The 13,419-nt window shown below is 43.4% G+C and carries 9 protein-coding genes and 1 pseudogene; 2 read left to right on the top strand and 8 right to left on the bottom strand.

Going from position 1 to position 13,419, the window contains the following annotated elements; all coding sequences use genetic code 11:
• Nucleotides 1-1,276: 1,276 nt before the first annotated feature.
• Complete coding sequence (locus PBT90_RS06175; protein ID WP_264809505.1) at nucleotides 1,277-1,525, top strand: DUF6520 family protein; 249 nt, start codon at nucleotides 1,277-1,279, stop codon at nucleotides 1,523-1,525.
• Nucleotides 1,526-1,606: 81 nt separating this feature from the next.
• On the opposite strand, the gene PBT90_RS06170 is transcribed toward PBT90_RS06175, so the two are convergent.
• The 4 genes from PBT90_RS06170 to PBT90_RS06155 all read right to left on the bottom strand — a co-directional run bounded on the left by PBT90_RS06170 (nucleotide 1,607) and on the right by PBT90_RS06155 (nucleotide 8,918).
• Nucleotides 1,607-2,956 carry a RagB/SusD family nutrient uptake outer membrane protein gene (locus PBT90_RS06170; RefSeq protein ID WP_270132112.1) on the bottom strand — a complete coding sequence of 450 codons (1,350 nt, stop codon included), beginning with the start codon at nucleotides 2,954-2,956 and terminating at the stop codon, nucleotides 1,607-1,609.
• A 252-nt stretch (nucleotides 2,957-3,208) separates the two neighbouring features.
• Nucleotides 3,209-6,406, bottom strand: a complete 3,198-nt coding sequence (locus PBT90_RS06165; RefSeq protein ID WP_270132110.1) for a SusC/RagA family TonB-linked outer membrane protein — start codon at nucleotides 6,404-6,406, stop codon at nucleotides 3,209-3,211.
• An 11-nt stretch (nucleotides 6,407-6,417) separates the two neighbouring features.
• A complete protein-coding gene (locus PBT90_RS06160; RefSeq protein ID WP_270132108.1) occupies nucleotides 6,418-8,037 on the bottom strand; it encodes a TlpA family protein disulfide reductase in 1,620 nt (539 codons plus the stop codon).
• A 668-nt stretch (nucleotides 8,038-8,705) separates the two neighbouring features.
• The gene (locus PBT90_RS06155; protein WP_270132106.1) at nucleotides 8,706-8,918 is read right to left on the bottom strand and encodes a hypothetical protein; all 213 of its coding nucleotides are present in this window, start codon (nucleotides 8,916-8,918) and stop codon (nucleotides 8,706-8,708) included.
• Between the two features lie 410 nt (nucleotides 8,919-9,328).
• Between PBT90_RS06155 and PBT90_RS06150 the strand changes: the two genes are divergently transcribed.
• The gene (locus tag PBT90_RS06150; protein ID WP_270132104.1) at nucleotides 9,329-9,628 is read left to right on the top strand and encodes a hypothetical protein; all 300 of its coding nucleotides are present in this window, start codon (nucleotides 9,329-9,331) and stop codon (nucleotides 9,626-9,628) included.
• Nucleotides 9,629-9,742: 114 nt separating this feature from the next.
• On the opposite strand, the gene PBT90_RS06145 is transcribed toward PBT90_RS06150, so the two are convergent.
• The 4 genes and pseudogenes from PBT90_RS06145 to PBT90_RS06130 all read right to left on the bottom strand — a co-directional run bounded on the left by PBT90_RS06145 (nucleotide 9,743) and on the right by PBT90_RS06130 (nucleotide 13,396).
• Nucleotides 9,743-10,603, bottom strand: a complete 861-nt coding sequence (locus PBT90_RS06145) for an HNH endonuclease (protein ID WP_270132102.1) — start codon at nucleotides 10,601-10,603, stop codon at nucleotides 9,743-9,745.
• 45 nt (nucleotides 10,604-10,648) lie between these two features.
• Nucleotides 10,649-11,632 (bottom strand): annotated as a pseudogene (locus PBT90_RS06140) (bacteriophage abortive infection AbiH family protein).
• Nucleotides 11,633-11,647: 15 nt separating this feature from the next.
• Nucleotides 11,648-12,193: a hypothetical protein gene (locus PBT90_RS06135; protein WP_270132099.1), complete on the bottom strand. Its 546-nt coding sequence runs from the start codon at nucleotides 12,191-12,193 to the stop codon at nucleotides 11,648-11,650.
• Between the two features lie 9 nt (nucleotides 12,194-12,202).
• Nucleotides 12,203-13,396, bottom strand: a complete 1,194-nt coding sequence (locus PBT90_RS06130; protein ID WP_270132096.1) for an ImmA/IrrE family metallo-endopeptidase — start codon at nucleotides 13,394-13,396, stop codon at nucleotides 12,203-12,205.
• Between the last annotated feature and the right edge of the window lie 23 nt (nucleotides 13,397-13,419).

The following is a 13,419-nucleotide window of genomic DNA, read 5'->3' as shown; positions in this document are numbered from 1 at the left end:
AAAAAATCTGGGTAGCGGCGGGTTTCAATCCGGCGCAAAACGAGAATTACAGTCTTCCCCAGCGCTGGCCCGGGATTTTCATTCGGAGCCGGAGGCGTGGCGCCAGCAAGATGGAAGAGTTGAGAGTTTAAAATGATAAGTTTAAAGTTGTCGTTTTCGGTACTTTGACATTCGGAATTCAATATGTCGGAGATTGGGTGTCGGGAGACCGGTGTTGGGTGATGGATGTTGGGAAGTTGATTGAGATCTCTCAGTCGCATAATCAGACTTAGTTTCCCTAACCAATTCCGGAGCTCCTTCGAGATGACCGCTGCAGCGAGATCGCGTTAAAGCGTCATTTCGACGAGCAAACGCGGGTATCATACTTATCGAAAATGCTGATGCGAGGAGAAATCTCTGTTGAAACAATAGTGGTTTCGGGATAACAAATCACGATCAGCGAAAGCAATAGTGGTCTGTGAGACACAGACCACGGTGCGGGGGATCCAAGATTTTGCGTGTTGATAAGTTCGAATGATGAATACCAAATATTGAATGATGAAGTTGGGAGAAGTCAGGTCTGTGAGGCACAGACCACGGTGCGAAAGCAGATAAAAAAGGGCGGCTGCTGTAAAACCGCCCATACAGCCTGATGGTGGAAAAGCGTAGGCTGCAAAAAATAATAATAGATAGGTAAACCCTAGCTTCTGCAATCAATGGAATGAAAACAACTATTTCCTTATCACAATCTAACTAATAAATAGATTACATACAAGCAACTGACACACAATAGCTTCAGAATTTAGTAAACCCCAAAGGTTAGTAAGTTAGAGGTAAAAAACCTTCGAGGTCTTGAAGACCTCAAAGGTTAAAAAACGGGGCTGCTGCTGAGGACCGCCCCACAGTCCAAGATTCGCAATAGGACTGCAAAAAATACTTAGATATACTTCGACAAGCTCAGTAACCATACTTCGACTGGTTCATTAACAGATGCTAAGTAAGGTGATCAGTCAATCAGAACATTGAATAGGAATAAACCTTCGAGGAGATCCCTCTCTCGGCTATTGAGTTTCGGGGTGACACCTCAGAGAAGCAAAAACGAGATCGCCGCGCTTGGCTAAAGCCCGCTCGCGATGACGGAAAAAAGGAGACTCATTTCTCTTGATAGCCTGGGGTAAGAGACTGGCTAGTACCCAATGAGCCTCCCATAGGGAGATGCCAAAAACCCTTTATCAGAGTAGGCATACAACCAAAACGGTTTGTCTCTTTTTGATCGGTTAAAAAAGAGTCCATAACGATGAATACTTTAATTAAAAGATTACCGCTGTTTGCATTTGTGCTTGCAGCGTTCGCAGCCTTTGCATTCTCCAGTCCCCAGGTGGAGGAATGGGGTCAAATCGATGAAGAAAATTTCATCAATGTGACCGGACTGACACCTGGCCCTACTACCTATGAATGCGATAACGAACCTGACGTTTGTACCCGCACAGCACCAAACGATTCGGCTCCGGTAACCAAAACCGGACTTTTTGTAAACCATATGTAATAGAATCCATTTGGTAATAATCCATGAATTTTAAAAAGGAGGAGGGCAATGCACTCCTCTTTTTTGTTTTCTAACTATTAATCAATCTAAATTTGGGTTTAATGTATATTCATTGGGAGGAATAGAAACAGTATACCCATCCCCTTCAGGAAGCAGTACAGCTTCACTCCCATTATAGCTTCTGTCCAAAGTCACCGCGTAGGCAGGATCTTGGTTCAGGCGCCTCAGATCCAACCATCTAATACCCCTGAAAAGAAGTTCTTTTCTTCGCTCTTCCAGAATCCTTCGCATCAGGGGTTCACCGCTTAAATTCAACTCGGTAAATTCACCAGAAACATATCGGTGTCTCAACAACTCATTAAGGTCCTCCAAAGCTTCCTTTTCATTGCCTATTCTCAAAGAAGCTTCTGCATGGTCCAGCAGAACCTCGTCCACGGCAAGTCCTCCGAAATCAAAGTAATCCCCGGTATACCTGCTGACCAGATTCACATATCCTTCTGTTCTGGCAGAATCGAACAGCACCGTTTTTCGCAGATCCAAAGAATCGTATAGGGCATACAAATCCGGATGGACAAACTGTTCGGCGTTAAATGTCATCCTATTGTTCAACAATCTAGCATGATGTATTACTTCTGGATTGAAGCGAGGAAATGTGTATGTGCCCCCTACAGGCAAAGTATTGAAGTCCATTAGTTCATTCCCAATGGATAGGGCAATGCCCGCATGTTTCACCACTTTTTCATACTCCTGCATAGTCATAAACACCCTGCTAAGCAGTGCCTCGGCAGACCATTTTGAAGCACGGGTGACCATTTCTGCTTTATCCTGCATATGGGTTCTGGCAAACTCCAGGTCCTCCAAAATCAGCGCGTAGACTTCCGCAGTTGAGGATAGAGAGGTCTGAAGGTTAATATCGGCAGTGGTCCTAAGCGGAATCCCCGGTAAGGAAGTCTGCTCAGGATCGTAAGGAGCTGCAAATACCTGCATCAGGGAAAAATGGCCCAAAGCCCTGCTGAACATTGCAGCTCCTTTTAGTTCATTGGCGCGGAGGCGCTCTACCTCGTCCCTGGGTTCAAAGTCCTCCACTCCGTCAATGACCAGATTAGCATAATAGATCATGCTGTAAATTGTCCTCCATTCGTTAACCATATCACTCTGGGTATAGATTTCTTTCTCCCAGAAATACATGGCCTTTTCTTCTGGATTGATCCTGGTCAATACATTGGGACCCAAAACCATCTCATCCGATCCTAACAGTGCCAGGTTGCCCACCATATTCATATACCGGGGTTCAGCATCCAATAATGCCTGAAAATCGTTTAGGGTATTGGGTATCACCAAACTCTGTTGCGGCTTGGCGTCCAAAAATTCATCGCATCCTGTAAGTGACCATATACTCAGTAATGCTCCTGCTATAAGTTGATTTTTCATTGTTTTATTAGTTTTTTGATAATGATAAGGTTGACCCTGAGCCTCATTTACTCCTTAATTCCTCTGCACTTCATCCTAATATAGATCCCAACCTAGCTCAGAGCAGATCCCCCTTTTGATTGAATTGAACCAAGGGGGGCAGTTCAGTTCTCACCACAGACCTGAAGCTGCCGGGAAAAGTGAAGTTGTCCTAATTAACCTTTATGAAGAAAATTTAACATCTGCTTTTCCTGTTCCCCTGTGATCCAAAGCTTAGAAATCGACCGTAAGGCCAAATGAATAGGTTCTGGGCATTTGCGTGTTTCTGTAATCAGGGTCCCTGACATCCTTTGCTGATTTCCAGAGTATTCCCAGATTGTTGGAATAGCTGTAAATCTGGATTCTTTGAATCCCTGCCAATCGATCCAAAGTGTAGCTCAAACGGATATCCTGAAGCCTTATATGGTCTCCTTTCCTAATATGCCCACTGTGGTTCTGTTCAAATGTGTTCCGGTTGTTATTGGCCACCAGAGGGTCTGAACCGATAAAGGTGATCGTTTCATCTCCGGGCTGTTGCCAGCGTATAGAATAATCAGCATGCTGGAATCCTCCCCGGTTCAGACTGGCATAATCAATGGTTTCCCGCTTGAAGTAATACCCCATTCTATAGGAGACGTTGACCGAAAAGTCCCAACCCTTCCAGCTCAGGTTATTTCTGAATGCTCCAAAATGGGTAGGGATAGCAGACCCATGATATTCCAGATCTTCCAATGCGGTCTGACTGAGAATGGCTGAATAATCTGTGGAAGGTTCTCCGTCCAGAATCCCCATTGGCTCTCCGGTTTGTGGATCCAGTCCTGCAAAGGGATAGGTGAAATTGTACTGTAGGGGCTTGCCTACTACCGGCTGTGGAATGGCAAATGAGCCGCCACCACCATAGCTGGCTACATTCCGGACCAAAGGTTCCTGTTCATAGCGGGTGACCTTCTCCTTCATGTAAGAATAGAATGCAGAAACAGTCCAGTTGAATTCTCCAGAAATGAGCCTGGATGAGAGCTCTATATCAGTTCCATAGGTTCTGGTATTGGCATAGTTTCGGGTAACTACAGCATTCCCGCTGGAAGGATAAAAAGGCTGCTCGCCAAATAGGTCTAAGCCCTCTTTCCTATACCCTTCGACAGAACCGCGCAGCTTACTGTCGAACAGTTCAAATTCCAACCCGGTATTGACAATCTTGATCTTCTCCCATCTGGCCTGGGGATTGGGCGGACTGAGCACGCTCAGCCAGGGCTGGTTTACCCAGGGGTTACTGGATGCCGGAAAAAGCATGGCCGTAGTATAAGCCGTGGCTGCAGGATTGGTATTACCATTAAAGCCATAGCTGGCTTTCAGTTTCAAGTAATCCAGCCAAGAAGCAGTCATCCATTTCTCTTCGGAGGCTATCCAGCCCAGGCCTGCAGACCAGAGTGGAACCCGCTTTAGGTTGGCTTCCACCCCATACAGATTAGAGGCATCTGAACGGATAGAGGCATTCAAAAGGTATTTCTGCCGGAAGGTATATCCTGCATTGGCGAAATAGGAAACAAAACGATTGATCCTTCCATCAAAGGAATCGCCATAGGGAATGTAAGCACTGTACCCGGTATTCAACTGCGGATAGAGCACCTGGTAATTTACCGCAGTAGGTATCCCGGTCGCTGCATCGTAACCGTAAACCCTGTTGTTTTTGAGGGTAGACTGAAAGTCCTTTACCTCAAATCCGGCCAAGGCAGTCAGCTCATGGGTGTCTTCCCAGTTCTGCTGAAAATTCAACTGCCCTCTGAGATTATGGGATTCACTGAGCATGCTACCATAGTCATAGATACTTCCCTCAGGTATATTTCGGATCAGCTCCCTATCGGCTGGAAACTCAGTAAACAGATTGATTTGGTTTCTACTGAAGTAGGAATCTACTGTATTGAGTTTTTCATTGTCTTGATTGCTGTTCCAGTATTGGTAATTCAGCTGGGCGGTCAGTCCTTTCCAAATTTTGTAATCCAATCCCAGGTTAATTCGGATTTCATTTTGATCCGTTATACCAGGGCTCATTCCTATTTCATTTAAAGGTATATAGTTCCAATCCAGAGCACCTTGCTGCATGGCCTGCTCCTTAAAGCGCACATTGTAGTTCTGAAAGACCGGAAGTCCCTTGCCGTTTGCATCCACCAGCCTATCGTATGGATACAGGTTTGTAATATTTGGAAAGCCGTCCTCTGCCCTGTTACGGATCAGGTAGGTTCCCAAACTTAACCCCAGTTTATCGCCCCAAAACTTCCAGTTTTGCTGTGCGTTCAGGGTAATTCTGGATCTGGACCTCTCCACTTGAGTGGCCTCATTATGATCATAGCCCAGCGAAAACAGGTAGGAATAAGCTGAGGATCCTCCATTGATATCCAGTGCATATTGCTGGCTCAGTGATGGCCTATAGAAATATTTCTGCAGGTCCTCTCGTACGTCCTGTCCCTGGTAGTAGGCTTTCCGCTGCATAAGTCCCTCTTCGGTCAATTCCCCATTGGTCAAAGCAAACTGGTCTTCTACCCAAGGTGACAAAGCCTGCTTGTCATAGGAATTGTACCTGCTGGAGTAAAAGCCGGAATTATACAGGCGCTGCTCCACTTCTATAAAGTCAGAAATGTCCATCTTGGGGGTATAGAAAGCATCCCAGGCCTCCCCTATGGTCACATTGGAGTTCAGCCCCACCCGCATGGGAGAATCAAAACTGCCCCGCTTGGTCTTGATCACGATGACTCCATTTCCGGCCCTTGCTCCCCAGATGGATGCTGCCGTGGCATCCCTAAGTACCGTAATGCTTTCCACATCATTGGGGTTGATGTTTTCAATAGGGCCGTCATAGGCCAGATTGTCCACTACCACCAAAGGCTGATTGTCATAGAGGAAGGTGCTCTTTCCGCGTATGCTGATATTCTCTCCCGGTTCCCGGTCTATGCCGTCCCGGTTGAATACTAGTCCCGGTGTCACATCCTCCAATCTATCAAGGATATTGGTACTGATGCGACGGTTGACCAGGGTATTGTCCACCTGTACAAAGGAACCCGCCGAACGCTCTGAGGAGAGCTCTTGCAAACCCGTGGAAACCACTTCCACCGAGGCCAGGGCTATTTCATCTTCTTCCAGAAATACCTCCAAGGGTTCATCCTGAGGTACAGTCAGATTCACTTCTTTAGAAGTATAACCTATGTAGCTAAATACCAAAGTATAATTCCCACTCTGCATCATCAGGACAAAAGAGCCGTCGGTTTCGGTCACCACTCCTTGTGCTGTCCCTTTGACCAGTACACTTACTCCGGGAAGTGCCAGTCCCTGGCTCAGGCTACTCACTTTTCCCTCCACCTGAACAGGTGAATTTTGCCTGGCAAATACTTCACCTGTAATCAGGCCAATCAAATAAATAATCAGTAGTAATCTCTTCATGATATATGGGTTTATGGTGTATAATTTTCATTGGTTTTCTCCAGTACCTGTAAAAAGCGATTCCGATAATCTGTATAATCATTTCCCTGAAGGTTATAGGAAAGCAGCTTACCCTCAGAGTCGATCAGCATCACTCTGGGATAGGCATCGATATGGTATCGCTCCAGCCATTCCTTATTTGAGGCCAGGGGAAGGTTGAGATTGAGCAGCTCTGGACTGGAATAGGTGGGGATATTGGCCCTCCACAGGGAAGGGTCATCATCCACCGATACTGCCACCAGCCTATAGCCCTGCTGATCAGCTGTTTCTTGATACAATGGCCAGAGGTAGTTTTTAAAGTACTTTTCACTGTTGGAGCAGGTGGAGAAATAGAAATAAAACAGAGTGGGAGTTCCTTCAAAGTCTTGCAGGCTCCACTCCTTTCCGTCCTGACCGTAAAAAACCACTTCCTTGACGGGCTGACCGGTACGGTATTCGTACAATGCATCTCCAGCCAGCTTTTTCCATTTAGGATTATTGATATAGTCTGAGTAGCTCTCCCAGTAATCCATTTTCTCAGGAGTAAAGCGTACTCTGTACATCAGGTTAGATGCCAGTAGCCTATCCAGTACCTCTCCCTTAAAATGGCATTGGGCAATGGTCTCGAAGGAGTCTCCGGAGTTCATCAGTTCCAGTTTCACCCATAGGGAGATCAGCACATTATAGCCCAGAGAGAAAGTACTGGGAGCCAATCCAACTATATCACCTTTCAGTTTTGCCGACAGCTTGGGGAGCATGAGGTCCATGCGGTCAAGTATGTCCTGCTGTCCTTTCATCTTGGGCACGCCATACTGGTACTGGAGAAAGCTGCGAAGCTCCTCACCGAAGTAATTGCCGACCAGGTCTGCTTCCAGCAGATCATACTGATCCTCTGTCAGGTCAGCTTTGTGGCGCTGCAACTCCTTCCAGCCAGGAATAGATTCATAATCAGCATTCATCATCTTAGCGTAAGACTGGTCTGCCCCATCTCTGCCCAGCTCCACTATATTCAGGCTTGGGCCAAATTCCTGCTGGTACCTGTGCCATTCGTCACGGTTGTGGTCCCGGTTCAGAAATCCTTCCTTATCCTGCTCCATCAAGCGACGGGAATAGAAGGTATTACTTGCTTCTCCCCTTTTTACCGCATACTGGGCATCCATCCATTCACTATCCGGACCGCCAAATACAATTTCCATAGCCCTCAAGTCCAGTGACATCATTACCGAATCATCCGGAAACAGCACATAATCCTCCAGCAAGACCCTATTGTCCAAAAGTAAGGAGGCATATACGGCACCTTTATGAGGCAGTCTGAGCCGGAACTTCTTTCTGGTACCGCTCAAGACCCCATCCAAGAATTTCCCTGGGTGCAGCTCAATCAAAATCTCCGACTCCCCTGTTGTATTTCTATAGCCCAGCTTATGCTCTGTCAGGAGCAAACGCAGCGGGCTTAGGGAATCTGGGTTGATAAGCTCTCCATAGATCAGGGCGCCGGAAGGAGCAGAAGGAATCACTTCCTCCTGCCTTGGGGGTGGTTCAGCAACTTGTGCTGTGAGTGTGCTTGTGGGAAGGCATAGCAATCCCGGTAAGCAAATGAGTATTAATTTTTTCATGCTTTGAGTGTGTTTAAGCTGGATGTCCGGAGACCGAAGACGGAAGTGGTTGATAGTCCATAGCCCATAGTCGATAGTCGATAGTCGACGGACCACAGTCCACGGCCGTGAGTGGAACAGGATTAGCAGTGGCAGTCGCAGGAGACAGTCGTCAATGTTACCCTCATTGCGATCCCGAGAATCGGGAGAAGCAATCTCACTTAAAGTCAGAAAGGTCTAAGCTGAAAGCTGAAAGGAGCTCCGCAAACGCTTGGCCCTAGCTTCTTGGCTCTTGGCTCTAACATCTTGGTTCTTGGTTCTAATCAAGACATACCTTTCCCACCTTGCTTCAACCGAGCAACCAGCAATAAATAAATACTAAGAAATGTGTCAGCTCTACCAGCTATTCTGAGCTTGCTGACCTGAGTGCGTAGTAACCGATCTGCTCAGGGATGTGCACCTCCCCTTTCACGGTCAGAACCTGAAATATGCATTAGCTAATCTACTGCGGGCTAAAGTTGCTTTATAATCAGTCGCTTCGCTGCTGTTTTCGAATTCACCATCCCGTACGTACGGGATGCCTCATTCTCCAAACAGCCTGATTCTTTTGCAACTTGACCCCTTCCCGATAAGAATCGGGACAGGCTTCTACGAAACCTAATGCAGAATCCAGGTTAAAAATCAAACCCTCAAATCGGATTCTTGGGCTTCAGGGGATACAGGCGATCTGAAGCGATAATGCCCTGTACCTCAGGAAGGATGTAATAGGTTCCGATAGCTATCGGAATAGACAGAGAACAAACTGACCCGCATACCAACTGAGCATACCCTCCCAGCCTGTGGATCCTACAGGATACTGTCTGCAACAGAAAAGGAAGAAAATCAATCATGCTCGTTTTCATTAGAAATGAAAAATGGTAAAACGAGTCTTTAAGAACCGAAGTGCTTACTTCTCCAAAAATTGGAAGGGCGAGCTAAACTCCAAATTCTAATGCCACTAGGCTCTGGTAAGCCATCTGTCAAAGACAGTCCGCGCATTTCAAAAAGGAGTGCCCGCCCTATTTCTATGCAAAATAGGAAACGGGACCACTCTTTGAACCCTCGCGCGGAAAATTTACCAGATTTAGTGGCGAGACTCACTGAGCAGTCCTTCAAAAGAAGATCTGCATATAAATTAGTAGATATTATTGTCGATTTTTAACTAATTGATATAAAGTCAAATATATAACTATATTATCATTTTGCAAATTTATAATTCTATTTTGAAAATATTTCTTCTAAAAATAAAGCTATAGCCCCAGTTTCGTTCATAATGAAGTCTAGGGAAACAAAAAATTCAATACAAGAACTCAAGCTAATCCAGGAGTTTGAAGAAATCGGTGCACTTTTCAACCAAGGTTCCATTAATAGCTTATCGCGGTTACAAGAACATAAGCCAACCAACCTATGTAAAGCCCTGCAAATGGGCTACAATACCTATACCGATAAATTGAGAAATCCAGAGCGCTTTTCTTTAGAAGACATTATCAAACTTTCTATTGTGACCGGAACTGACTATAGGAAGATTCTTGATGTCATTCAGAAAGAGATTAAGGAAAAATTCAAAGTTTAATAATTAAGTCAATCAAGATTTTCCAGCTGAATTTGGCTAAACATGAAAGTCGAAATAGCCCAGAGCAGAGTTATGTGATTACTGAGGAGGGGAAGAGGGAGGTTAAGACAGAAACTATCCCAAGATGACTTTAGTATTTTTTCCAAAATAGCAAAACTCTGCCCCAGCATTCCTTAGGTCAATCTCACCTTCATGAAAACTAATATTTCTAAGAATTAAATTTCCGTTTGAAATCTTTAGCGCAGCATATCCAGAGGCTAAAACATCCTCGGATAAAGCAATCAATACCTTACCTTCTGGTGTATTTATTTCAAATCTTTCCGCATTTCCTTTTATTTTATATCCCTTAAAATTCATATCAACAAGATGAATTTTAAATGCTGTATGTGGAATATTCTCGACTTTCAAAGCAATTGTACTATTACTATCACGGATAGTTATGGTTTTACCAACACATTCGATATCACCACTATTAGATGGACAGTACCAAACGTTATCTTCAATTTGGAATAGTAAATTATCCTTTGAATCATGAAACCTAGCATTTAAAAGATAAACGTTACGCCCATTTTGTACCTTTAGATCAAAATATAGAATTGGTGTCCCATCAATATGGATGAGATTTAGAGTATTGATAAATTTTTGCCTTCCCAATAATACTACGGGAGGATTTTCTCCAAAATCAAAGAAGTCACTTACAAACCCTCTTTTTTTTGCCATTGGGTTTCTCATCGCTTCCTCAATTAACATTAATGATAGAATCCCTCGAGTCTTCTTATCATGGCATAATCCACAGAGTAAAGTCATCTTTGAAGGATTGTGGGTATGGGCGTTTGAAAAATCTGGTGATACATGATCATATTGACAAATTGCACTTCCACAAACAACGCAGCCAAACCCTGCCTCTTTTCGAATTTTCCTCCTAATCTTTGCTGGAATATATCTACTTAATCCATGTTTATTTGATTCAGTCATTCTAGAAAAATAAATATAAGGACACCTTGAATTTTAATAATCAATTTATTTTTGAATTAAATCTTTAAACATTCCAGTATTAAACCCAATGAAAACATTTGCCATTAATCCTTGCCTTTCTCCCTGTGGAATATTTGCCCTTTCAAAGAAGAGATTTTTCATAGCCCGCTCTCCTCTTCCATTCTTATGAGAATGCCTCGCACTAATCTCTTCTCCTTTTGTAAAAATCACCAATTTACAATCTCTCTTCAATTGTTGGCCAATAAGCTCCCACCATACGCCGTCAGTTTCTCCAATTGAAGAACCAAAAACATAAATTAGGCTAGCAGATTTTATTGATTTTTCAAAATCCAACTCTCTTTTATGCTTTTGTATTTTATTGCACTCCCCTTTTATAATTGCCTCGCGAAAATCTTCAATTTCACAAAGATCTGGATTATCAATTTGAGATGAATCGTTAACACCCAAAACCATATCCTCTTCTAAATACCCATGGATGTGTGTGATTTTCTTCAAAACTATTGGAGATCCGTTTCTATGAGGATTTAAATTCACATTTATTTGATCATTCCCGATTATCCTTTCAATGACTTTTGTATAGTTGAACGTAACAATTTCAATATCCCATTACTTTCCCCTCCATTTACTCTTATGGGTATTTAATAGATCTCGATCAGCTCTCTTAAACTGTCTTTCAGGATAAATTAAATATTGAAAAAATTTATCCTTTTGGAATTCACAATTTCCAAACTGCATTTCTTTCTCCGCAAGAAAATCTGCCAGATTGTCTTTTATGTCTTCGAAAACTTCATCAAAATCATCAAGCTTTCCCCAATTTTTCGAATATTTTCCTAGAGCTAATTCCATGTCAGACCAATTCTGAAAATTCTCAGAAATCTCATTCTTGAGAGTTAGCACTTTTGGACTTGATGATTCAATAGATTTATAGTATTCATAAAAGTCAGAATACTTTGTATTCATTCCTAAATTCAAGTCAAAGCCATTTCCAATTATAAATAATACGTTCATCATAGCAAATAGATCCTAATCAACCAATTTCAACATCGCATTTGCCACACCCCTTGTAGAGTCATCATATTCCTCATGGGGATATTCGTGCTTTTCGTTCAGCAGATAAAATTGCTTATACAGTTCGAATGGATTCTGTGACCCTCCTACCCAGGCGATAATAATATCCAGTATCTCATTCATCACGGGCTGGAAGGTCATCCGCCCATCTGATCCCCGTACTCCCTTGTTGTCGCTTTTGCGCTTACCCAGATTCAGGAAGATATTCTTCTCGTCATAGATGATATCACGCATCTGCTTGTAGTCCTCACCTTTGGGTAGATGATCCATCAGCAGTTTTCGGATTCCTTTGTAATAAATGCTGTATTTCTCCTCCGGACTTTCCAGTTGCTTACTTACCAGCTGACGGAGTTCATCGATCTCTTTTAATGCCCCGGTATCGTCAGTGATCGTAAGCTGCTTGCCCTTTCTTTCGTGAGCACGCTGCAGCAGTTGAAGACGCTCAATATCGGCTTCACTTAGCTCCTGTTCCTTTTTTGATTTCTTATTATTCTCTTCCATAACATTGGGTTAGTTAATCTCAAACACTGCTTTAATCTTTTCACTTACCTCCTTGATATTATCCTCATTCCAGGACACCGGATTGAGTTTGCTGACGGCAATCTTACAATTCGGATAGAACTCCTTAAATGCGGCATAAAAATTCTTCCCATAAAGCTCCTTCTGGTACCATGCAAAAAAGGAGTAAACCAGAGATGGATGCATTTCCTGTTCCTTGGCGAATTTATCCACCACATAGGGGCTATTGATGAAGCTTTTGATATACTGAAAACTTTCTATTGGCATAAAAAAATCCCTAGCAAAACCATTTGCCTTTTCCTCGATCAGGAATAAATCCTCATCATCTGACAAATGGTAGCGATTGGAAGCCACCGTATCGTAATCAAACAGCACATGGTGCAGTTCATGCATAAGGGTAAACCAGAGAGTTGGGTATTTCTTCAAGTAATCGGTGATTACGATGCACGGCTTATTATTAATAATGAAAGTAGCCCCACGGACATGAGTGGTCTCGAGGTAATCCTGAAAAATCACGGTAACTCCAATATTATATAGTGCTTTGCAAACGGTATGAAGGCCATTGGTTACATCCTGAGAATAGGGCTTCATATTTACAATGGTATCCTTCAGGCGCTCACGGTCATAGGGATTTGGATTGTTGATCAGCTTGAACGTCTGGTAGGCCGAACGAACCCAAAAGTCTTTCATCTTATCAGAAAATTGCCTGACAGATCTGCTATACAGAGGCTCGACGAGTTGATCTTCAAATTCTTTGATGGAATTATAGCCAAAATAAGTCAAAGCCTTGACGACCATTTCATCTATATCATCGTCCCCATCAAAAAAGCCTCTTTTAGTCAATGCCTTTACATCAAAGTTCTTCATCAGGAACTTGAGCTTTCTGGCGCGGTCAATGGAAGCGATGTTTTCAGGATTCTGGTTTTTCAGAATCATTTTGACAAACTCATGAACATCAATATCCAGGAATTCGGCGACTTTAACCACATGGATAAGGTTGGGCTGCTTTGCAGTGCCCTCAAGAATCTCATCAAAAACGTCTTTATCAATATTGAGGAGCTTTAGCGCCTTGGTCTTGCTGATCCCATACTCCCCTAGCTTCTCCTCGAATCTTTCCTTAACATCGAATTCGTCACCGTCATTAAAGATTTCCTGCAGAAGCTTATCAACGTCTATATTTTTCATAAGAGAGAAATTACCCTTCAAAT

This window comes from Algoriphagus sp. TR-M9 (assembly GCF_027594545.1).
GTDB lineage: Bacteria > Bacteroidota > Bacteroidia > Cytophagales > Cyclobacteriaceae > Algoriphagus > Algoriphagus halophytocola.
The sequence above is the reverse complement of the archived record's forward strand: the minus strand, read 5'-3'. Positions and strand labels throughout refer to the sequence as shown.